The organism is Mesorhizobium tamadayense (genome assembly GCF_003863365.1).
Taxonomy (GTDB): Bacteria; Pseudomonadota; Alphaproteobacteria; order Rhizobiales; family Rhizobiaceae; genus Mesorhizobium; species Mesorhizobium tamadayense.
In genome coordinates, this window is the sequence record NZ_RQXT01000038.1 from 1 (window position 1) to 21,123 (window position 21,123).

The 21,123-nt window shown below is 65.0% G+C and carries 21 protein-coding genes; 9 read left to right on the forward strand and 12 right to left on the reverse strand.

All coding sequences use genetic code 11. The features are described 5' to 3' along the window. Nucleotides 1-3 precede the first annotated feature (3 nt). The gene (locus EH240_RS25285) at nucleotides 4-1,041 is read right to left on the reverse strand and encodes a phosphatidylglycerol lysyltransferase domain-containing protein (protein WP_125003716.1); all 1,038 of its coding nucleotides are present in this window, start codon (nucleotides 1,039-1,041) and stop codon (nucleotides 4-6) included. A gap of 440 nt (nucleotides 1,042-1,481) precedes the next feature. Then, on the reverse strand, nucleotides 1,482-3,479 hold the full coding sequence (locus EH240_RS25290; protein ID WP_125003718.1) for a PhoX family protein: 1,998 nt from the start codon (nucleotides 3,477-3,479) through the stop codon (nucleotides 1,482-1,484). Between the two features lie 352 nt (nucleotides 3,480-3,831). On the opposite strand from EH240_RS25290, the gene EH240_RS25295 reads away from it, so the two are divergent. Beyond that, a complete protein-coding gene (locus tag EH240_RS25295; protein ID WP_125003720.1) occupies nucleotides 3,832-4,170 on the forward strand; it encodes a hypothetical protein in 339 nt (112 codons plus the stop codon). 35 nt (nucleotides 4,171-4,205) lie between these two features. Then, nucleotides 4,206-4,907: a phosphatase PAP2 family protein gene (locus EH240_RS25300; protein ID WP_125003722.1), complete on the forward strand. Its 702-nt coding sequence runs from the start codon at nucleotides 4,206-4,208 to the stop codon at nucleotides 4,905-4,907. A gap of 87 nt (nucleotides 4,908-4,994) precedes the next feature. Here EH240_RS25300 and EH240_RS25305 read toward each other — a convergent pair whose 3' ends face one another. Together EH240_RS25305 and EH240_RS25310 are read right to left on the reverse strand one after the other, a co-directional pair. Then, nucleotides 4,995-5,921: a DMT family transporter gene (locus EH240_RS25305; RefSeq protein ID WP_125003724.1), complete on the reverse strand. Its 927-nt coding sequence runs from the start codon at nucleotides 5,919-5,921 to the stop codon at nucleotides 4,995-4,997. A gap of 97 nt (nucleotides 5,922-6,018) precedes the next feature. Next, nucleotides 6,019-6,879 carry an SMP-30/gluconolactonase/LRE family protein gene (locus EH240_RS25310; protein ID WP_125003726.1) on the reverse strand — a complete coding sequence of 287 codons (861 nt, stop codon included), beginning with the start codon at nucleotides 6,877-6,879 and terminating at the stop codon, nucleotides 6,019-6,021. A 112-nt stretch (nucleotides 6,880-6,991) separates the two neighbouring features. Between EH240_RS25310 and EH240_RS25315 the strand changes: the two genes are divergently transcribed. Next, entirely contained in the window at nucleotides 6,992-7,786 is a 795-nt protein-coding gene (locus tag EH240_RS25315) for a helix-turn-helix domain-containing protein (RefSeq protein ID WP_125003728.1), read from the forward strand. Between the two features lie 30 nt (nucleotides 7,787-7,816). Here EH240_RS25315 and EH240_RS25320 read toward each other — a convergent pair whose 3' ends face one another. The 3 genes from EH240_RS25320 to EH240_RS25330 are packed head-to-tail and all read right to left on the reverse strand — an operon-like array spanning nucleotide 7,817 to nucleotide 10,070. Continuing rightward, nucleotides 7,817-8,623 carry a C40 family peptidase gene (locus EH240_RS25320; protein ID WP_125003730.1) on the reverse strand — a complete coding sequence of 269 codons (807 nt, stop codon included), beginning with the start codon at nucleotides 8,621-8,623 and terminating at the stop codon, nucleotides 7,817-7,819. Nucleotides 8,624-8,664: 41 nt separating this feature from the next. Then, nucleotides 8,665-9,600 (reverse strand): CHAD domain-containing protein, encoded by a 936-nt coding sequence (locus EH240_RS25325; RefSeq protein ID WP_125003732.1) that lies wholly within the window; start codon nucleotides 9,598-9,600, stop codon nucleotides 8,665-8,667. Continuing rightward, nucleotides 9,597-10,070 (reverse strand): CYTH domain-containing protein, encoded by a 474-nt coding sequence (locus EH240_RS25330; protein WP_125003734.1) that lies wholly within the window; start codon nucleotides 10,068-10,070, stop codon nucleotides 9,597-9,599. Before EH240_RS25330 ends, EH240_RS25325 begins: the two co-directional genes overlap by 4 nt. A gap of 90 nt (nucleotides 10,071-10,160) precedes the next feature. Between EH240_RS25330 and EH240_RS25335 the strand changes: the two genes are divergently transcribed. Genes EH240_RS25335 through EH240_RS25350 form a run of 4 tightly spaced genes read left to right on the forward strand, consistent with a single transcriptional unit; the run spans nucleotide 10,161 to nucleotide 13,877 of the window. Next, the gene (locus EH240_RS25335; protein WP_125003736.1) at nucleotides 10,161-10,865 is read left to right on the forward strand and encodes a CerR family C-terminal domain-containing protein; all 705 of its coding nucleotides are present in this window, start codon (nucleotides 10,161-10,163) and stop codon (nucleotides 10,863-10,865) included. Next, complete coding sequence (locus EH240_RS25340; protein WP_125003738.1) at nucleotides 10,862-11,815, forward strand: HlyD family secretion protein; 954 nt, start codon at nucleotides 10,862-10,864, stop codon at nucleotides 11,813-11,815. Before EH240_RS25335 ends, EH240_RS25340 begins: the two co-directional genes overlap by 4 nt. After that, complete coding sequence (locus tag EH240_RS25345; protein ID WP_125003740.1) at nucleotides 11,812-12,732, forward strand: ABC transporter ATP-binding protein; 921 nt, start codon at nucleotides 11,812-11,814, stop codon at nucleotides 12,730-12,732. Before EH240_RS25340 ends, EH240_RS25345 begins: the two co-directional genes overlap by 4 nt. 8 nt (nucleotides 12,733-12,740) lie before the next feature. Next, a complete protein-coding gene (locus tag EH240_RS25350) occupies nucleotides 12,741-13,877 on the forward strand; it encodes an ABC transporter permease (protein WP_125003846.1) in 1,137 nt (378 codons plus the stop codon). Between the two features lie 246 nt (nucleotides 13,878-14,123). On the opposite strand, the gene EH240_RS25360 is transcribed toward EH240_RS25350, so the two are convergent. Together EH240_RS25360 and EH240_RS25365 are read right to left on the reverse strand one after the other, a co-directional pair. Continuing rightward, a complete protein-coding gene (locus EH240_RS25360) occupies nucleotides 14,124-15,101 on the reverse strand; it encodes a threonine/serine dehydratase family protein (RefSeq protein WP_125003742.1) in 978 nt (325 codons plus the stop codon). A 230-nt stretch (nucleotides 15,102-15,331) separates the two neighbouring features. Further along, complete coding sequence (locus EH240_RS25365; RefSeq protein ID WP_125003744.1) at nucleotides 15,332-15,655, reverse strand: hypothetical protein; 324 nt, start codon at nucleotides 15,653-15,655, stop codon at nucleotides 15,332-15,334. 177 nt (nucleotides 15,656-15,832) lie between these two features. On the opposite strand from EH240_RS25365, the gene mbfA reads away from it, so the two are divergent. After that, nucleotides 15,833-16,816: an iron exporter MbfA gene (gene mbfA / locus EH240_RS25370; RefSeq protein WP_125003746.1), complete on the forward strand. Its 984-nt coding sequence runs from the start codon at nucleotides 15,833-15,835 to the stop codon at nucleotides 16,814-16,816. Here mbfA and EH240_RS25375 read toward each other — a convergent pair. Together EH240_RS25375 and EH240_RS25380 are read right to left on the reverse strand one after the other, a co-directional pair. Further along, complete coding sequence (locus tag EH240_RS25375) at nucleotides 16,813-17,157, reverse strand: antibiotic biosynthesis monooxygenase family protein (RefSeq protein WP_125003748.1); 345 nt, start codon at nucleotides 17,155-17,157, stop codon at nucleotides 16,813-16,815. The two genes, mbfA and EH240_RS25375, sit on opposite strands and share 4 nt — an antisense overlap. Continuing rightward, nucleotides 17,154-17,522: an NIPSNAP family protein gene (locus EH240_RS25380; protein ID WP_125003750.1), complete on the reverse strand. Its 369-nt coding sequence runs from the start codon at nucleotides 17,520-17,522 to the stop codon at nucleotides 17,154-17,156. Before EH240_RS25380 ends, EH240_RS25375 begins: the two co-directional genes overlap by 4 nt. A gap of 170 nt (nucleotides 17,523-17,692) precedes the next feature. On the opposite strand from EH240_RS25380, the gene EH240_RS25385 reads away from it, so the two are divergent. Next, nucleotides 17,693-18,367, forward strand: coding sequence for an ArsR/SmtB family transcription factor (locus EH240_RS25385; RefSeq protein ID WP_125003752.1), 675 nt, complete (start codon nucleotides 17,693-17,695; stop codon nucleotides 18,365-18,367). A gap of 230 nt (nucleotides 18,368-18,597) precedes the next feature. Here the strand turns inward: EH240_RS25385 and ligD are convergent, their stop codons facing one another. Beyond that, complete coding sequence (gene ligD / locus EH240_RS25395; protein WP_125003754.1) at nucleotides 18,598-21,114, reverse strand: DNA ligase D; 2,517 nt, start codon at nucleotides 21,112-21,114, stop codon at nucleotides 18,598-18,600. Nucleotides 21,115-21,123 lie beyond the last annotated feature (9 nt).

Consider the following 21,123-nt stretch of genomic DNA (forward strand, 5'->3'; position numbering starts at 1 on the left):
TATCTAAATCGCCTTGATCAGGCGCAGCAGCCCCAGCATCTCCATCAGCGTCCCCCTTCGGAAGGCGATATAGGTCGGCTCCTCCTGCCCGTGGAAGCGGCGCTTGAAGGCGGCTTGGCCCTGCAGGTTGAAGCGCGAGCGGTTGATCCAGGGCGACTGGTAGGCGCGCTGGAAGGCGCCGCGCCAGAAATTCGATTCGGCAAAGCCGCTCGGCTCGACGTCGAGCAGCGGCGACAGGCCGAGCGTGACGACCGAGATGCCTTCCTCGCGAAAGCGGTCGACCGCGAACTTGGTCAGGCCGATCTCGGCATGCGGCGTGGCGTCGACCTGCTTGCGCTTGAAGGCGGTGGTGTAACCGATGACCTTGCCGTCGCTGAACAGCGGATCGAAATCGAGAATGGCGACGAGCGCGCCTTCGGGATCATGCAGCACGAAGCGGCGCATGTCGGCGCCGAGATGGTCGGCGAAGGGACGGTTAAGGAAGCCCATCTCCCAGCGCTTGACGATGCGCTCGCCGCGCCAGTTCTCGGACAGCCGCGAGACCTCGTCGAGGAGCATGTTTGCCCTGTCCTCGGCGAAGGTGAAGCCCTTCTTCGCCAGCCAGCGCTCTGAATAGCGTACGGTTTCGTTGCGCTTGCCCGAGAAATCATGCGCCGGCAGCTGCAGCCTGGTGTCGACGCCCAGCCGGTTGACCTGATAGCCGAGCCCGGCCAGCAGCTTTGCCGTGGCGGCGCTGATCTGCACGAACCAGGGGCCGCCGGCGGCCTCGACGAAGCGCTTGATGTAGCCGGGCCGCTCCGCCGGATCGACCACCGGATCGCCGAGCGCGAAATGGTGCTTCATCTTGGTGCCGAAGGCGATGTAGCCGTCGCCGTCGCTGAAATAGGACAGCTTCTGCTGCACGGCTGTGGAATAGGCGAGCGAGAAGTCGCCATGCCGCCGAACCAGCGCCAGGCGCTCGAGATGCGTCAGCTCGCGCCGCGGCACCTTGGGCGCCGCGCCTTCAAGAAACCTGTCGATATGGATACGCAGAGAGGGCATGAGCTTCCGCGTGCCGATGAACAGAGACCCGCAGCCCACGGGCCTCGAATCAGTCGCCTTGGCGCGACCGATTATCGGTCATGTCGCGCCAGCGCCATATAGGATGCTATCGGTTGCGAATGAAGAGGAAATGTCTGCCGGCCGACATCGCAGCCGGCGCTGATCGGCTTTGCGTCGCGAACAAGTATTGCCGCTCGCTGCTTCGACATCCTATGGCGGAGCAAGGAGCGGAGCGACGCGGCGCAGACCATATGATCCATGCCGTTAGGCACGAGCGGTGCAGCGGTGCAGAACGGCCTCTGTCCTGCGCCGCCTTACTCCTCGCGCGCGGTCACGACATGGATCCCAGGGTCTCCGCGACGGAGCTTCGCTCTGGGATTACGACGTCGTCGGCCTCAGCAATCCCCAACGTCTGCGATGGTTCGTGCCGCCTCAGCGCATCAAAGGCCGATCTTGCCGCCGCCCTGCCTGGTGATGGCGACGACCGAGGGCCGCACCGGCATGTCCGGCTTGAAGTCCGGCCAGCGGGTCGACGGGTCCTCGTAGTAGGACGGGCGGCCAAAACCTTCCCAGTCCTCGCCGCCGTCGCCCGGATGCTGCACAGAGACGAAAGCGGTCTGGTCGTCCGGCGCGAACAGCGGGCCGCACATCTCGGCGCCGATCGGCACGCGGAAGAACAGTTTTGACGTCGCCCGCGCGGCACCATCGGTGTCGACCGCCCACAGGCCGTCGGTGCGGCCGGTGGCCTTCGGACCCTGGCCGTCGGTGGCGACCCAGAGCCGGCCGGCCGAATCGACGGCGCAATTGTCCGGCATGCCGAACCAGCCATTGGCGGTGGTGGCGGTCGAGAAGGTGGCGCCGACATCGGCCACCGAGGGATCGCCGCATTTCAGGAGCACTTCCCACTTGCCCTTGGCAGCAGTGAAGTCGCCGCCGTCCTCGACGATCTCGATGATGTGGCCGAAGGCGTTCGCCGCGCGCGGGTTGGCGGCGTCGACCTGGTCGGCCTTGCGCTTGGAATTGTTGGTCAGCATGACATAGACCTTGCCGTTGCCGGCATTGGGCTGGATGTCCTCCGGCCGGTCCATCTTGGTGGCGCCGAGCAGGTCGGCAGCGCGCCGCGTCTCGATCAGCACGTCGGCCTGACCGGCGAAACCGTTTTCCGCCGTCAGCGGGCCTTGGCCAAAGACGATCGGCATCCATTCGAGCGAGCCGTCCTCGGCGAATTTGGCGACATGCAGCGTGCCGTTGTCGAGCAGGTTCATGTTGGCGGCGCGGTCGTTCGGATTGAACATGCCGCTGGTGACGAATTTGTAGACATAGTCGAAGCGCTCGTCGTCGCCGAGATAGAAGACGACGCGGCCGTCCCTGGCGACGATCGATTCGGCGCCCTCGTGCTTGAAGCGGCCCATGGCGGTGCGCTTCCTCGGCACCGAATTCGGGTCGTTCACGTCGACCTCGACGATCCAGCCGAAGCGGTTGGGCTCGTTCGGCTCCTTGGAGAGGTTGAAGCGGTCGTAATGCGCGCCCCATTCATAGGCGCCTTCCGGGATGCCGAGGCGCTTGTAGTTGGCGGCTTCCTTGTGGCCTTCCGGCAATTCGCCCGAGAAATAGCCGTGGATGTTCTCCTCGGCCATCACATAGGTGCCCCAGGGGGTGACGCCGCCGGCGCAGTTGTTGAGCGTGCCGATGACCTTGGTGCCGGACGGATCGGCATTGGTCTTGACGCGATCATGGCCGGCGACCGGGCCGGAAAGCGCCATCGCGGTGGTGGACATGATGCGGCGGTTGAGCTTGCCGTCGCGCACCACCTGCCATTTGCCGCCTTGCTTGCGGATCTCGACGATGGTGCCGCCGTGCGCCGCCATCTCGACATCGACCTGCTCCTTGCTGAGCGGCGCCACCTCGGCGGCCTTCTTGCCGTCCTTCTCGACGATATTGACGATGCCGGGGAACATCAAATGCGGGTTGGTATATTCGTGATTGACGACCAGCAGGCCATGCTCGGCCGAGCCGCCGATCGGGATATAGCCGACATAATCGTTGTTGTAGCCGAACTGTTTCGCCTGGGCCTCGGCCGACTGCCTGGTCGGGTCGAATTCGGGCGAATCGGCGAACAGGGGATCGCCCCAGCGCAAGAGCACGTCGGCGTCGTAACCCGGCGCGACATGGTGCTTCTCGTCGATGCCGGCCTCGAGCTCGTCGAACTTGAAGGCGGAACCTTCCGTGGCGCGCGCGTCGTCGGCGGCAACGAGCGCAAGCGGGCTGACGGTGGCGGCAATGGCCGAGACGGCCAGCGAACCTTTCAGGAAACCGCGGCGCGAGAAGCGCGCGGCGATGATCTCGCCCATGGTGCGGTTGTCGGTGGGATTGACGGGCGGGCCGTCATTCTCCTCGAGCAGGCTGGTGCGGAAGCGGGTCTCGGCGGAGTCGGTCATAAGCTGTCCTCGGGCTCTTGACGTGGCTGGAACGTGTGACCTGACGATCCCTACAAGCGCCCGATCACATTTTCGTGACATCGGCATGAATAAACAAGGCTGATTTGCCGACTGACGATTGTTCGCCTTCGGCCCCGCACGCACCAGCGCCAATCACGGGCACGGCAACCCGGCCAGCAGATCCGCGAGCGACCTCGGCGCAAGGGCGCCAATCATGTGTATTTTGCGACATCCGGCTTCGATCCCGTCGCAGCGTTCCTTGCCCGACGCGATCAGCTTGACGGCTTCGCGCGCTTCGGAAACAACAGCGGCGAAGGGGCGCGGCGAAGGCCGCTTCAGGGGGGATGAAACCGTGAGTTTCTGGGGATTGGCGCAGCTTGGCGTTTCGACGGTGATCTTCCTGCTGGCGGCGATGGCGGCCAAGCAATGGGGGCTGGCGCCGAGCCTGGCCAAGATCCTGCTGACGCTCGCGCTCTATTCCGCCGGCAACCTGATCATGCTGAGGCTGATCCGCGAATTCGGCATGTCGGTATCGTTCAGCCTTTCGGCGGTGATCCAGCTGGTGTCGGTGAATGTCGTTGCACTGATCTTCTTCGGCGAACGATTGAATGCATTGCAGGCGACTGGCGTCGTGCTGGCGATCGCCGCCGTCGCGCTGATCACGCTCGGGCCCTATATGCAGCGGCTGTAGCTGGACCCAAGCGCATCGAATGAAGTGGGCATCGAATGAAGTCGACCGCCAACGCGCTGCTCAACAAGATAGAATTCCCGGTGCTTCTGGCCGGGTTGACGATCGCTGGCGGGCTATGGGGCCTGGTGGAACTCATGGAGGTGGCGCGCGCCACAACACCGCACGCCTTCGACACGGAAATCCTGCTTGCCTTCCGCCACGCCAGCCAGCCGGACAGTCCGATCGGTCCGCCCTGGCTGCAAGGCGCGATGCGCGACATCACCAGCCTGGGCAGCTCCGCCGTGCTGGTGCTGATCACGACCGCGACGATCGTCTACTTTCTGCTGATGCGCCGACCGGCGACGGCACTGTTCGTGTTCGTTTCGGTGGCGGGCGGGCAGGTCGTGTCCAGCCTGCTCAAGCACGAGGTCGACCGGCCGCGGCCCGGTCTCGTCTCGCATCTCGTCAACGAGACTTCATTCTCCTTTCCGAGCGGCCACGCGATGCTGTCGGCGGTGACCTATCTCACACTGGGCTCACTCGCTGCGCGCTTCCTGCCGAACCGCAGGACCAAGATCTTCGTGCTCGGCCTCGCTGTGCTCATCACGGTTCTGGTCGGAACCAGCCGCGTCTATCTCGGCGTGCATTGGCCGTCGGACGTGCTCGCCGGCTGGTGCGCCGGCTTCGCCTGGGCCATGCTGTGCTGGCTTGCGGCGCGCCTGCTGCAGCGGCGCAAGGTGGTGGCGGATAGCGAGTGATTGGTGCACCGTGGCGCAGACCCCCCGCTGAGCTGAGCCGCAACCGACATCAAACCGTCGCAGCAACCGAGATTTGCGGGATGCTTCTCAAACTGCCGCTTCGATCGGCTCGGCAAGTTTGGGATTTGCGCGCGCGGCGATCAGGCAGCCGGCGACGATCAGGCATGCCCCTGTCAGCGTGGTCCAGGCCACCTCCTCGCCGAAGAAGAACCAACCAAGCGCGATCGCCCAGATGAAGGCCGAGTATTCCGTCGGGATGAGATACTGGGCTTCGGCGCGGGCGTAGGACCAACTCATCAGGAATTGACCGGCGAGCGACAGCACCGTCACCCCGACCAGGGGAAGCCAAAGGTCTCTCGGCAGCTGAACGGCGAGCCACGGCGCGGCGAGACCAAGGATGATCGCGACGCAGAGGTTCTGGAACAGCATGATCTCGATCGGCTTGGCCAACAGCGCCTGTTGTCGCGATAGGATCAGATTGTAGCCGTAGAACACGGTCGATACGAGCACCGCAGCAGTGCCAAGCAGGGCATCTTGCGAATGGCTTGCCTGCCCAAACTGGCCGGCCAATATGATCGCGACGCCAGCGATGCCGGCCAGCGACGCCCACACGGCCTGGCACCTTATACGTTCGCCCAACAACAGCGCGGCGAGGAACAGCGCAAACAGGGGCGCGATAAAGCTGAGCCCGATCGCCTCGGCGAGCGGCAACCTGGCGAGACCCCAGAAGAACGAAACCAGGACGATGCCGACAACCGCGGCGCGCAGCGCATGCAGCCCCAGCACCGGAAGCGTCGGCTTCGCGCGCGGCCCTGCCGACCAAGCCGCGCCCGCGATCAAGGTCGCGACCATGCTGCGCCACAGCACGGTGTTGTACACACCCACCGCGATGACCAGGGACTTCATCGCCGCGTCCATCCCGGACAGCAGGAAAATCGCCAGCGCGCATGTGAGCACTGGGATCATCGGGGAAACGGCGCCGGTCAGGCTGGATGTCTTCACGGCTTCGGTCATGTGTGCCGGATATCCCGGAGCGAGCGGCAGAACCAGATGGCAGCCCCGTCGATATGGCGGTCCAATCCCGATCGACGTTGTTCCGCCGCGACGGCTCTCAGTCGATGTTCAGCGCTGCGACCGCGCCTTCGTTCATCAGCGGGACATAGATGGTCGAGTTGCCGTCGGTGCCGATGTCGGCGCTGCCCGGCTTGAAGGTGGCGATCGCCTCCAGCGCGCCGCCGGCATGGTAGCGGTAGAGCGTGCCTGTCATGTAGGCGGTGGCATAGATATCGTCGCCGATGGCGACGACGCCGTCGAGGTCGGCGAATTCTTCAGCGCCGGGCAGCGGCGTCAGCTTCTTGCTGGCGAGATCGAGCGCCAGCAGCCCGCCCGGCTCCGCCGTGCTGAAATCGGGCTTGATGCTCTTGCCCCAGGACGCGACGATCAACCGGTCGCCGTCGGCGAAGACGCCATTGGGCGAGGCGAGCAGCGCATCCTTGACGAACAGTTCCGGCTTGTCGCCGTCGATGCGGTAGATCGTGTCGGCCAGCATATCCGTGACATAGACCTTGCCCAAGGCATCGGCAGTCATGTCGTTGAGGAAGACGGCGCCCGGCACATCGATGCTGGAGACCAGCTTGCCGCTGGCGAGGTCGACGACGCGGACCTTGGTGATGTCGGCGGCGTAGAGCTTGCCGCCGGCGATCGCCATGCCCTTGGGCGCGTCCAAGCCGCCCACCCAGTGGCGCGAGATGACCTTGCCGTCCATGGACAGCAGCGACAGGTAGCCATTGCCGTCCGCCTCACCGGGATTGCCGACGATGTTGGAGACGACGATGCGCTTGTCGGCGGAATCGAAAAGCGCCGATTCCGGCTGCTCGAAGCCCGATGCGCGCCAGGTTTCACCGGCCTGGGCGGCGGGGACCGTTGTTATGCCGACGATGGCAAGAAAAGTCGAAGCGATGCGGGTCTTCATGGTGCTCTCCTGTGATGACGGCGGAGAGCTAGGTTTTTCGATACTTTTCTGGAAGATGGTTCGCGCCTAGTATCGAAGATCGATACGAATTCGTGCAAACGAGGTGCATTCCATGAACGGTCCGATTTTCGAGGCGCTGAAGCGGGCGCTGAAGGCCAAGGGTTTGACCTACCGGACGCTCGCCGAGCGCATGGGCGTTTCCGAGCCGACGGTGAAGCGCATCTTCCATGAGCGGAACTGCAAGCTCGACCGGCTGATGGAGATCTGCGCCGCGGCGGAAGTGGAGCTGGAGAATGTGCTGGGCTCGATGAACCGTGGTCCGGGACCGGCCAACCACGTCGCACCGGAGATCGAGCGCAAGCTCGCCGCTAGGCCGGCGCTGCTCTTCGTCTTCATCATGCTGTCCGAAAAATTCACGCCCGCAGGCATCATGCGCTCGCAGGGCCTCAGCGAAGCCTCGATGTTCCTTTATCTGCGCGATCTGGAAGAACTCGGCCTTGTGGCGCTCGGTCGCGGCCTGTCGGCAAGGCTGCTGGTCGAGACGCCGATCCAATGGAATTTCGACGGACCGCTGAAGCCGCATTTCGAGACGACCAACAAGAACTTCATCGGCTGGGCGATCGGCCATATGGACAGCCAAGCGACCTTCATCAGCTTCTCGCGGCGGATGCGGCCGGAAACTGCGGAGATGGTGCGGCGGGAGGCGGAGGACCTGGCGGAGCGCGCCAGGCTGCTTGCCCATCACGACCAGCACACCACGCCGGAGGACCAGCTCATCGGCTACAAATGGACGTTTGCCTTCGGCGCGACGCCGTTTCCGGAGATCATGCCGATCGGGCCGCACCCGCGCGATGCCGGCGCGCGGACGAATACCGGGACGAAAGGGCGGCGGCCGCTGCCGGCATGACCTGTCCCGGGGGCCTCGCCTCAGGCAGAGCTACTCGGCAGCCTTTTCTTCCGTATCGGCCGCGGTGTCCTCCCACGCGACCGCCCGATAGTCGAAGCCATATTCCAGCGTCGGCTTGACGATGCGGAAATAGGGTGACAGGTCGAAGTCGCGTGGCGTGTAGAGCGAGTGATGGCGGATGTGCAGAATCTCACGGCGCATATAGCTCGACTGCGCCGAGGCGCGGCCGGGCGCTCGCGTGATCTCGGGCAGGATCGGATAGCGGACCTGGCCATAGGCTTCGGCGATCAGCGTCGAGCAGATCGCCCGCGTCGGATCTCCGGAGCCAAACGCCAGCATGCGGCGACGCCAGCGCACCGGAACCGGCGGCGCCGGCAGGAAAAAGCGCAGCATGTCGAAAATGTTCTTGAGATCGTATCTGAGGCCGAGCTTGCCGATCATGAAGGCAACGACCTCGTCGCGATCCTCTGGCGTTAGCCCGCTCGCCCGGCAGATGCGGGTATTGTAGGTGCGGTAGCGCGACAGCGGCACGGCAACGCAGCCTTCGCCGAGCGTGACCTCGATAAGGCGCGGCCGCTCCGAACCGTCCTCGGGCAGTGCCAAGGCATCGCCAACATAGAAGGCCGCATGCGACCAGGTCGACTGGGTGAGATACTTGATCACCGCCGAGATCTTCTGGTTGCCTTCGATGAGCAGGATGTCGCCAGGCTGCAGCGTGCGGCGCAGCGTTTCGGCATCAGACGGCGTATAGGGCTCATAACCCGAAGATTCATCCTGCAGCCGGCCGGCGAGCCAGCGGCCAAGTCGATCCAGAAGGGTGTCGGCCGGCGCAGTCATGCCAGACGCCGATTAGCATAGGCCGGCCACTTAGACCATGATCAGGCCGCCTTCGCTTCCTCGTGCGGAGCCGCCGCGAGATCGTCGCGCGCCTTGCGCGCGAGCTTTTTGGCCGAGCGCTTGGGGCTGTCGCCGAACAGTTTGGCGGCCTCGGTGAGGCAAGCCTTGGCGAGGCTCTTTTCCGAGCGCTTCAGGAGCTTGCGCAGAAGCTTGGTATCTTCGGGCGGACCGAGCGGCTCGCCATCGGCGGCGAGCAGCGCGCGCATGACGAAGACGTCATGCAGCTCGCCCAGTACCTCGCCAAGCTTGTCGACCGCCTTGCGGCGCGCCTTGATCGGCGTCGGCCACAGGCGGCCGAGCAGCGACAGATGCATGCTGTGCGTCTTGGCCGCCTTGCGCAGATCGTGAAAATCGTCGGCCTCGCCGCGCGAGCTGGCCTTGTCCAGCGCCTTTTTCGCCCGCCGCAAGGTGGCGCGGGCGCCTTCGGCCAGGATGTCGGCCGCCTGCTCCGGCTGATCGGGCAGGGACAGCCTGTCGATACGCTCCAGCCCTTCCTGGCAGGCGGTGATGGCGGCATTTATGGCGGCGTCGAGACCGGGGCCGGCATGAAGCTCATGCTGGCGCAGCACCAGCCGCTCGCGGACGGCGTCGAGGCCGCCGCCGGCGGTCTGCTCGGGAACGGCGTCCGCCAGGCGATCGATGGTCTCGATCAAGGCGGTCGCCTCGCGCGGGCCGGCAAGCAGCGCCGACACCTGCTTATAACATTCGTTTTCGGTCTGGCAGAACGGTTCGTCCCCGGAACGAACCAGGCGCAGCAAGGCCCTAACGCTCTTCAGCCGCTTGCGGCACTTGTGCAGCCCCTGCTCAGGCTTGTCGCGCGCCGTCTCGAGATGGCCGAGCGCCCTGCCGATCTCGTCGGCCAATATGCGGCTGACCTCGCCGGTCAGCGGCAAGCGCGGATCGATGCGAAAACTCATGCGGCGATCTCCGGAATCCCCCCGAGGGCCAGCGACGCGTTATAGAATCTCTGCTCGCCGGTGACCTCGCGACCGAGCCAGTCGGGCAGCATTTCGTCAGGCACGTTCTGCGGCGTCTCCAGCTCCGCGACCACCAGCCCCGAGAGCAATCCGCCGAACACATCGACTTCATAGAGATAGCCGCGGTATCTAACATGGTGGCGTGTCTTCTCGATGACACGCCCAATGGCGAATGCCATCAACTCCTCGGCCTCGGCGAGAGGGATCGGGTATTCGAATTCGTCGCGCTCGCGAGCCCTGTCGCCGAACTTCAGCGTCAGCTTGGCGGAATGCCCGTCGCTAATGCGTATGCGCACGGTGCGGCCGGACTGTGCGGCGACGTAGAATTGGCGAATGCGAATTTCCGCCTCGGCCAGATGGCGCCAGGCGTTGCCGGAGACCAGGAACTTGCGCTCGACTTCCTTGCCCATGGCCGCGCACTAAAGCCCGCTCGGACGGAGATGGCAAGCCTAGTCGGGATTCAATTTGACTTTAATCAATCGATTGATTAAACGAATGTCATGAGCAAGCAAACGAGCGCCAAAAAACCGCAACGCGAAGCCTCTCCCGCCGATCAAACGCGCGTGGCGCTGGTCCATGCCGCGCTGAAGCTTTTCGGTCGGCAGGGCTTCGACGGCACCTCGACGCGCGAGATCGCGGCCGAGGCCAAGGCCAATATCGGCTCCATCGCCTATCACTTCGGCGGCAAGGAGGGCTTGCGCGCCGCCGCCGCCGACTTCATCGTCGAGACCATCCAGGGGATCGCCGGCCAGGCGCTCGGCACACCCCAGGCGGCCGCCCCCTCAAATCCGGAAGCCGCGCGGGCACAACTCTTTGCCGCGCTCGAGCGGATGGTCGGCTTTGTCGTGGCAAGCCCCCAGGCCGGCGAGATCGTACAATTCGTACTCCGCGAGCTGTCGCACCCGACGGCGGCGCTCGACCGCATCTATGCCGGCGTGTTCGAGCCGACGCATCGCCGACTTTGCCAGATCTGGGAGCAGGCCACCGGCGAGCCCGCCGAGAGCGAGGCCACCAGGCTCACCATGTTCACCATCATTGGCCAGGTCATCTATTTCCGCATCGGACGCGAGGCGGTGATGCGCAGGATGGGCTGGCGCGAGATCGGCGACAAGGAGGCCGCCAAGGTCGTGGCGGTCGCAAGCGACAATCTCAGGGCAATGCTGGCGGCGCGCGATGCGGCTGCCGGAAAGAAGGGCAAATCATGAGCTTTCTCTGTTCGCTCCCGCTCGCGGCCCAGCTGTTCGGCGCCTGCGCGCCGGCGGCGCCGCTCGCCGTCGGCTATGTCGAAGGCGAATATGTGCTGATGGCACCGATCGAGGTGGCGCAAGTCGCGACGGTCGGCGTCAGGCGCGGAGACCGGGTGACACCAGGCATGCCGGTGGCGACACTGGAAGATGCCGACGCCAGGATCGCCGTGACGCAGGCGCAAGCCGCACTGGCGCAGGCCGAGGCGCAGCTTGCCGACCTGCAGGTTGGCAAGCGGCCAGAAGAGATCGCCGTGCTCAAGGCGCAAGTAGACATGGCGAAAGCCCAGGCCGCCGACGCCAAGCGCAAATATGACCGCGCCAGCGACCTCTACAAGCGCGGCACTGGCACGCAGGCCGACTACGATACGGCCTCCGCTTCGCTGGAGACCGCCAATGCGCAGGTCGGCCAGGCTGAAGCCAATCTGGCCGTCGGAGGCCTGCCTGGGCGGGCCGAGATGATCAAAGCGGCCGAGAACCAGGTCAAGCAGGCGCAATCGGAATTGGGGCAGGCTAAATGGCGCCTGTCGAAGCGTGTTCTTGCGGCACCCTCGCCCGGGCGCGTCAACGATGTCATCCGCAACCCCGGCGATACCGCCGGACCGACCGCGCCGGTGATCTCGATGCTGCCCGACGGCGCGGTGAAGCTCAGCGTCTATGTGCCGGAGGCCGCCTTCTCGTCGGTCAAGGTCGGCACGTTGCTCAGCGTCCGTTGCGACGGCTGCGGGCCGGATCTGAAGGCGCGCGTCAGCTATGTGTCGCCCGATCCGGAATTCACGCCGCCGGTGATCTACTCGCTCGAGAACCGGCAGAAGCTGGTCTTTCTCGTCGAGGCCCGGCCGGAAGGCAATGCCGGTCCGTTGCAGCCTGGCCAGATCGTCGATGTCGACCTGGCGGATCTTGGAAAATGAGCGTCATCGACGTCCGCGGGCTGGTCAAGCGCTTCGGCGACAAGACCGTCGTCGACCATGTGACGATGACGGTGGACGAGGGCGAGATCGTCGGCTTCCTCGGACCAAACGGCTCGGGCAAGACGACAACCATCCGCATCATGTGCGGGCTTTTGACGCCGGACGAGGGTGAAGGCACGGTGCTGGGATTCGACATCCTTACCGATGCGCTCAAGATTAAGCGCGAAGTCGGCTACATGACGCAGAAGTTCTCATTCTACGAGGATCTGACGATCGGCGAGAATCTCGAATTCGTGGCGCGGCTCTACCAGCTGAGGCCGGTCGAGGAATATGTGTCGCGAACGCTGCAAGATCTCGGCCTGACGACACGCCGCAACCAGCTCGCCGGCACGCTGTCCGGCGGCTGGAAGCAGCGGCTGGCGCTCGCAGCCTGCATCATGCACCAGCCCAAGCTGCTTTTGCTCGACGAGCCGACGGCGGGCGTCGATCCGAAGGCGCGGCGCGAGTTCTGGGACGAGATCCATAGGCTGGCGAGCGGCGGGCTCACCGTGCTCGTCTCCACCCATTACATGGATGAGGCCGAGCGCTGCCACCGCATCAGCTACATCTCCTACGGCAAGATGCTGGCCACCGGCACGGTGGACGAGGTGGTGAGGAACGCCGGCCTGACCACCTTCGTCGTCCAGGGGCCGCGGCTTGACCAGGTGGCCGAAGCGTTGCAGGGCAGGCCCGGCATCGACCAGGTGGCGCCGTTCGGCGCCACGCTGCATGTCGTCGGCTCCGACAAGGCGGCGCTGGAAAAGGCGCTTGCGGATGTCGAGAAGGAGCACAGGGGCGTGACGGTGGCGCCCGGCGAGACCAGCCTGGAGGACGTGTTCATCCAGTTCATGTCAGGCTCGAAGGACAACATTGCATGAAAGATGGCTTGAGAGCGGTCTTTTCCTTCGCGAGACTCGGCGCGCTGCTGATCAAGGAGTTCATCCAGATGCGGCGCGACCGCATCACCTTCGCCATGATGCTGGGCGTGCCGCTGATACAGCTGGTGTTGTTCGGCTATGCCATCAACAACGATCCGAAGAGCCTTCCGGCCGCGCTTGTCGCAACCAGCAGCGATCCCTACACACGGGCCATGGTCTCGGCGCTGCAGACCACGGGCTACTACCGCTTCGACCGTGTGGCACGAAGCGCGGCCGAGGCCGAGTTCCTGATGTCGCGCGGCGATGTCGCCTTCGTCGTCACCATCCCCGCCGATTTCGGGCGGCGGGTGGAGCGCGGCGACAATCCGCAGATCCTGATCGAGGCCGACGCCACCGATCCGGCGGTGGCCAGTGGCGCCATCTCGACGCTCAGCACCGTCGCCGGCCAGGCGCTGCTGAGGGCTCAAGGCACGCAGGAAACGGCCAAGGAGGCGGCACGCGGCCATCTCGACGTCGTCGTGCACCGGCGCTACAACCCGGAAGGCATCTCGCAATACAATATCGTTCCCGGCCTGCTCGGCGTCATCCTGCAGATGACGATGGTGATGATGACCTCGATCGCGCTGACGCGCGAGACCGAGCGCGGCACGATGGAAAACCTTCTAGCCATGCCGTCCAGTCCGCTCGAGATCATGCTGGGCAAGGTGCTGCCTTACCTGGTGGTCGGCGCGGTGCAGGTGCTAGTGGTGCTGGCGGCGGCGAAGCTTCTGTTTGCCATTCCCTTCATGGGCTCGCTGTCGCTGCTCTTGTCGGCGGTGCTGGTGTTCGTGCTGGCGCTGGTGCTACTCGGCTACACGATCTCGACGATCGCGCGCACGCAGATGCAGGCGCTGCAGCTCACCTTCTTCTTCTTCCTGCCCTCGATCATGCTGTCGGGCTTCATGTTCCCCTATCGCGGCATGCCGGGCTGGGCGCAGATCCTTGGCGAGATCTTCCCGCTGACGCATTTCCTGCGCATCACCCGCGCCGTCATGCTGAAGAGCGCGGAACTGCCGGCGGTGGCGACCGAGGTAGGCTGGCTCGTGGTGTTCGTGGCGTTGTTCGCCGGCGTGGCGCTGGTGCGTTTCAGGCGGACGCTGGACTGACCAAAGTGTGGCGAAAAGGATTTTGAAGGCGGAGGGACAGCACCCCCTCTGCCCTACCGGGCATCTCCCCCGCAAGGGGGGAGATCAGAGGCCGCCCGGCTTTCGCCAATCGCCAACGTTGCAGGAGGAGCGACGGCGCCGGAGCTGCTAATCTCCCCCCTTGCGGGGGAGATGTCCGGTAGGACAGAGGGGGGTGAAGGATCGCGGCGATTCCGGCTTGCGAGCCACCGCACTCTCCCGCAGAACCTAATCCGCCGCCATGATCTCGGCATAAGTGCCGAAATCGACATTGCCGCCGGACAGCACCACCGCCACGCATTTGCCGGCGAGGTAGATCTCGCCGGATGACAGCGCCGCAAGCGCGACGCAGCCGCCGGGCTCGACCACCAGCTTCAGATGGGCCATGGCGTCGCGCATCGCTTGCGCGGCGGCCTTGTCGGAGACGGCTATGGCGCCGGCGAGATTCCTTCGGTTGATCTCGAAGGTGATCAAGCCCGGCTCGGCGGTGAGGAGCGCATCGCAGATAGAAGAGTGGCCGGGCTCGTTCGAAACCCGCTCGCCCTTGGCCAGCGAGCGGCGCGTGTCGTCGAAATGCTCCGGCTCGACCGCCCAGACTTGCGTGTGTGGCGAGGCATCCTTCACGGCGACGGAAATTCCGCTCGACAGGCCGCCGCCGCCGCAAGGCACGACGACCGCGTCAAGGCTGACGCCCAGCGCCTTTGCTTGGCGCATTAGCTCCAGCCCGATCGTGCCCTGGCCGGCGATGATGGCCGGATCGTCGAAAGGCGGCACAAGCGCCATGCCCTTCTCGATATAGGGGCGAACGACCGTCATGCGGTCGTCCTTGAAACGGTCGAACGGCACCACTTCGGCGCCCATCTTGCGGACATTGCCGACCTTGAGCGCCGGCGCGTCGACGGGCATGGCTATGACCGCCCTGACGCCGAACATCGCGGCCGAAGCCGCCACCCCTTGCGCGTGATTCCCGGAAGAAAAGGCAACGACACCGCGGCTGCGCTCCTCCTCGCTCAGCGTCGACAATTTGTTGTAGGCGCCGCGGATCTTGAAGGAGCCGGTGCGCTGCAGCGTCTCCGGCTTGAACAGGATGCGGCCGCCATAACGCTTGTTGAGCTCCGGCGATTCGATGATCGGCGTTTCGACGACTAGGCCGGAAAGCCGCGCGGCGGCGGCGTGGATATCGGAGATGCCGGGAAGCACGGTCATGGGCGTGGTCTCGCGGAAGAACGGTGCGCCTATGCTGCACGGAAAAGGCGGCGGCGCGCCAACGAAAAAATGTGATGGGGACAATGTTGGTGATGATGACAGGCGGCGAAGCGCCGATCTCCCCCGCAAGGGGGGAGATTGGCAGCTTCGGGGCCGGCGCCCTTTCGAACGAGGTAGGACGCCGGCGATTTACATGAGACGACCCCTCTGGCCGCTACGCGGACCGCTCCTCACCCCAGCAGCGCGCGCGTCCTCTTCTTTCCACCGAGCTTGCGCCAGGTGTTGAAACGATGGGTGGCGGCGGCGAACGAGATTTTCATCTGCTGGGCGACCGAATAGCGCGACTTGCCCTCGTCGAACATGCGGTAGCAGCATTCGACGCCTTCCTCGGTCAGCTTGCCGTCGGGCGCCTTGTTGTGCGGATTGGCGGGGTCGAATTTTTCGACCTGCTGCTCGACCAGGCCCTTGAGACGCCGCAGGTCGGCCTCGATGCTGGCGATGAGATCGAGAACGGGTTTCGCGTCGAATGCGTGCGGGGGATTCTTGTCCGTCATCCCTTGCTTCCTTCGATTTCGGCCGAAGCACGTCATATAGGTGAACATTCGGCAATAATGAAGGGCGTGGCGGGAAATCCCGGATCGACGAATTCTGCCTGTCCCACGGCGATCGCGATTGACCCTCGGAGCGCAAGTCCATAGTTTAGAACCATTCTAAACTAGGGTGATTTCCTCATGCTTTCGCGTGTTTTCGGCTTCGGCCGCCGCTCCTTCGATTCCTTGTCGGAGCAGGAGATCCTGGCGCTGGCGATCTCGTCGGAAGAGGACGACGGGCGCATCTACCGCGCCTATGCCGACGGGCTGGCGGATGATTTTCCGCAATCGGCCAAGGTCTTCGAGGCAATGGCGGAGGAGGAAGACGGCCACCGCGATTCCCTCATCGAGCTCCACCGCAAGCGCTTCGGCGAGCGCATCCCGCTAATCCGGCGCGAGCATGTGCGAGGCTATTACGAACGCAAGCCCGACTGGCTGGTGCGCCCGCTCGGCATCGAGCATGTGCGCCGCCAGGCCGAGGAAATGGAGCGGCAGGCCTATCGATTCTATGTCGAGGCGGCGAAGCGCACGACCGACGCCTCGACGCGCAAGCTGCTCGACGATCTGGCCGCGGCCGAGCTCGGCCACGAGAATTCCGCGCATGAGCTGGAGCAGACGCATGTCCCTGGCGAGGTCAAGGCAGAGGAGGCGACGGCCGAGCAGCGCCAGTTCATCCTCACCTATGTCCAGCCGGGGTTGGCCGGGCTGATGGACGGGTCGGTGTCGACGCTGGCGCCGATCTTCGCCGCCGCCTTCGCGACCCACCAGACGTTCCAGACCTTCCTCGTCGGGCTGGCCGCCTCGATCGGCGCCGGCATCTCGATGGGCTTCACCGAGGTGGCCTCCGACGACGGCAAGCTATCGGGGCGCGGCTCGCCGGCGAAGCGCGGCCTCACCGTCGGCATCATGACGACGCTGGGCGGGCTCGGCCACGCGCTGCCTTACCTCATTCCCTTTTTCTGGACGGCAACGATCGTCGCCGCGATCGTGGTGTTCTTCGAGCTATGGGCGATCGCCTTCATCCAGAACCGCTACATGCAGACGCCGTTCTGGCGCGCCGCCTTCCAGGTGGTGCTGGGCGGCGCGCTGGTGTTCGCGGCGGGGGTGCTGATCGGGAATGCTTAGCCGTTCACCGCGCGACTATCATCCGGCGCGTCAGCCCTTTCAGTCAGCCCATAGTCACGCACCACTTGGGCGATGCGCAGACGATAGCCGGCAAAGATGCCGCCGCGGCCGGCCTTCTGCGCCTGCCGGTGCTCCTCGGTGTTGCGCCAGGCCTTGACCGCTTCCTCGTCGCGCCAGAAGGACAGCGAGAGCACGCGTTTCGGATCGGTTAGGCTCTGGAAGCGTTCGACCGAGATGAAGCCGTCGATGCCGTCGAGCAGCGGCCTGAGCTCGGCGGCGATGCCGAGATAGGCATCGCGCTTTCCTTCCGCCGGCTCCACCTCGAAGATGACAGCGATCATGGCTCTATCCCTTCCCTGATTTTCACATCGGTTTGAAAGACCTGCCTCGGCCCATGCGGCCCAGACACCAGCTTCAGGAAGGTGCGGTCTTCCTTGAGGATGAATTTCTCGCGCCGCGCGAATTCATAGTTTGCCTTGCCGGCCGGGTCGGCGGCAAGCCGGGCGCGATAGGCTTCGTAGGCCGCCAGGCTCTCGATGTTGTAGGCGGCGTAGGCGGTGGTGGCCGAGCCCTCATGCGGTGCGAAATAGCCGATCAGTTCGGCGCCGCAGCGCGGGATGGCCTGCCCCCAGGCACGCGCATATTGCTCGAACACGGCCTTGCCGAACGGGTCGATTTCGTAGCGGATGAAGCAGGTGATGGTCATTTCGGTCTCCTTGTCGGTTGGCTTTGCGGCGATGACGGTTCGACCACGGTCGAAACATCGCTGCCCTCGGGTATGCTAGGCATTCTGGTGTCAGGAGCGTTCGTTCGGCTCCTTGAGCTGACCCGAGATTAGTGCTTCCCTCACGGGAATGCTTCGATGAGGATCGAACTATGCGTGAAGGACCCGATATCGCCCGCATCGCCAGCCTGGTCGGCGACCCGGCCCGCGCCAACATGCTCACCGCGCTGATGGGCGGGACGGCGCTGACCGCATCGGAACTGGCGCTTGAAGCCGGCGTGTCGCTGCCCACCGCCTCCTCGCATCTCTCCAAGCTGATGGATGGCGGGCTGCTGACGCTCGCGAGCCAGGGCCGGCACCGCTATTATGGCCTCGCCGGCCCGCAAGTGGCGGGCATGATCGAGGCGATCATCGGCGTCGCGGAAGCGGTCGGCCCGAAGCGGGTGCGGCCCGGCCCGCGCGACGCGGCCATGCGGGTGGCGCGGGTGTGCTACGACCATCTCGCGGGCGAGCAGGCGGTGGCCATGCTCGACCGCTTCGTCGACAAGAAAGTGCTGCTGCGCGAGGAGAACGAGATCAGGCTCTCACCATCCGGCGCCTCGCATTTTTCCGCGCTCGGCATCGAGATCGACAACAAGGCAAGACGGCCGGTGTGCCGCGCCTGCCTCGACTGGAGCGTGCGGCGCTCGCATCTGGCCGGCTCGCTGGGCGCCGCCATCCTCGACAAGGTCATCGCCGAGAAATGGGCGCGGCGCGAGAAGGACAGCCGCGCCGTGGTGTTCTCGCCGCAGGGCAAGCAGGCGTTCGAGAGGGTGTTTCTCCGTTGAGGCTCTCGCGTGCGCTAACGTCGAAATGTCGGCGGGACAGCCCCCCTCTGGCCTGCCGGCCATCTCCCCCACTTGGGGGGAGATTGAGCGCTCGGCCGCCTTCGCCAATCTCCAACATTGCAATAATGGCGAAGCGTCGGAACTGCCGATCTCCCCCCTTGCGGGGGAGATGGCCGGCAGGCCAGAGGGGGGTGTGAAGGAACGCGGCGCTGCCGACTTCCCTGCGCAGGCTAACCCCGCTTCAGCGGCTTGCCCAGCTTGAAGAAATCCGCCCACGGGTCGGCCTTCTTCAGCTGTTTCAGCGTCGTCCCGTCGCCGAGCGGGAAGGCGTTGGGCGGCAGGCCCTTTTCGATTTCCGGCCAGGTCACCGGCATCGACACCGTCGCGGCCTTCTTGGCGCGCGACGAGTAGGGCGCCACCGTGGTCGAGCCCCTGCCGTTGCGCAGATAGTCGACGAAGATCTTGCCGATGCGCGCCTTCTTCGACAGCGTCGCCGTGTAGCGGTCGGGCGCGGCCTGCTCCAGCGCGCGTGCGAAGTCGTGGGCGAAGTCCTTCACCTCGTCCCAGTCCGCAGAGGCTTTGAGCGGCACCAGCACGTGATAGCCCTTGCCGCCGGAGGTCTTGACCAGGTTCGGCAGCGACAACCCATCTAGCCTCTCGTGGATGTCGAGCGCCGCCCCGCGCACCGCCTTGACGTCGACGCCTTCGTCAGGGTCGAGGTCGAAGATGATCTGGTCCGGCTTCTCCAGCGCGTCGATGGTGGAGCCCCAGATATGGACTTCGACGACGCCGTACTGGACCAGGGCGGCAAGCCCGTCGAAATCCTTGATGAACAGGATCTCCTCGCCGTCGGTCGGGTCCTTCATCCTGGCGATCTTGTCGCTCATCCCGGGCGAGGCGTGTTTCTGGAAGAAACGCTGGCCGTGGATGCCGTCCGGCGCCCGCACCAGGCTCAGCGGACGGTTGACGACGAATTGCTCCATGCGCGGCCAGACCATCGCGTAATGGTCGAGCAGGTCCTGCTTGGAGACCCTTTCGTCGGGCCACAGCAACTTGTCGGGATGCGAGAGTTTTATCGAGGTCATCGCCGTTCCGGTTGAGGTTTTTGACGCGGTCTTGCCGCTGCCCGACCGTGCTTCGGCCTTGCCGCCGACTTTACTCGGCTTTTCCTGCACGACTTCCTCCGCCGGCTTGTCCTCGCGCAACCCCTGGAACGAGGCATGGCGGATTATACGATCGGATGTCCAGCTGCGGAACTCCACCTCGCCGACAAGCTCCGGCTTGACCCAGGTGAGACCCTTGCCCTTCGGCACAGCGGCCGAGAAAGGCGAGTCGTTTGCCTTCAGGCCGTCCAGCTTCTTCTTGAGATCGGCCATCACCTTGCCGGAAAAGCCGGTGCCGACGCGGCCGGCGTAACGCAGCTTGCCGCCCTCGAAATAGCCAACGAGCAGCGACCGCAGGCCGCGCCCGGTCTTGTCCGAAGGCAGATAGCCGCCGATGACGAATTCCTGGCGCAGCGTGCATTTCGACTTGATCCAGGTGAGGCCGCGCCCGCTGCGGTAAGGCGCGTCAGCGCGCTTCGAGACCACGCCTTCGAGGCCCATGCGGCAGACATGCTGCAGCATGACCTTGCCGGGCTCGTGGAAATGGTCGCTGAAGCGCAGCGCCGAGTCCTCGGCCTGGTCGCCGAGCAGTTCGGCCAGCGCCTGCTTGCGCTCGACCAGCGGCTCGCGGCGCAGATCCTTGCCGTCGAGCCGCATCAGGTCGAAGACATAGTAGACGAAACGGCCGGTGCGACGGGCGGAGAGATCCGCCTGCAGCAGCGGAAAGGACGACACGCCGCTGTCGGCCAGCACGACGATCTCGCCGTCGATGACGGCGTCGCGGCATTTGAGGCCGGCAAGCGCCGCGGTGATCGGGCCTTCGAATTTCTTCGTCCAGTCGAGGCCGGCGCGCGTCAGCAGCCTGACGTCGCTGCCGGCGATCTGCGCCTGCATGCGGTAGCCGTCGAATTTCACCTCGTGCAGCCATTCGTCGCCGGAAGGCGCATTCTTTTCCAGCGTGGCGAGCTGCGGCTCGATGAACTCCAGGCGCCTGGCGCGCCCGGCCTTTGCCTTGGCGGCGGCCGGCTTGTTCGAATGCCAGACCTTGGGTTTTTCGCCCTTGGCTGCCTTGCCTTCGCCGACCTCCTCGACGGTGAGGCCGGACTTCACCGATTGCGGCGCGTCCTTGAGGATGTCCTCGCCGGGACGGGCGGCGGCATCGCCGGACTTGATCAGCAGCCAGTTGTCGCGCTTTTCGCCGCGGCGGGGTTTCAGCCTGACCAGATGCCAGTGGCCATGCAGCTTGTAGCCTTGGAGCTCGAAGCCGATATGGCCTTTCTTCATGCCTTCGGCGGGATCGCCTTCCGGGATCCATTTGCCGTCGTCCCAGACGATGACCGAGCCGCCGCCGTACTCGCCCTTCGGAATGGTGCCCTCGAAGGACGCATAGTCGATCGGATGGTCCTCGACATGCACGGCCAGACGCTTTTCGTGCGGATCGAGGCTCGGGCCGCGCGTCACCGCCCAGCTCCACAGCACGCCGTCATGTTCCAACCGAAAATCGTAGTGTAGGCGCGTGGCGGCGTGCTTCTGGACGACGAAGATGCCGCCCGCCTCGCCTTTCTTGTGCCGGGATACCTTGCCGGCCGGCTCGGCGGTTTTCCGGAGGTCGCGCTTGGCATGATATTGCTCCAGGCCGGCCATGACAAAGTC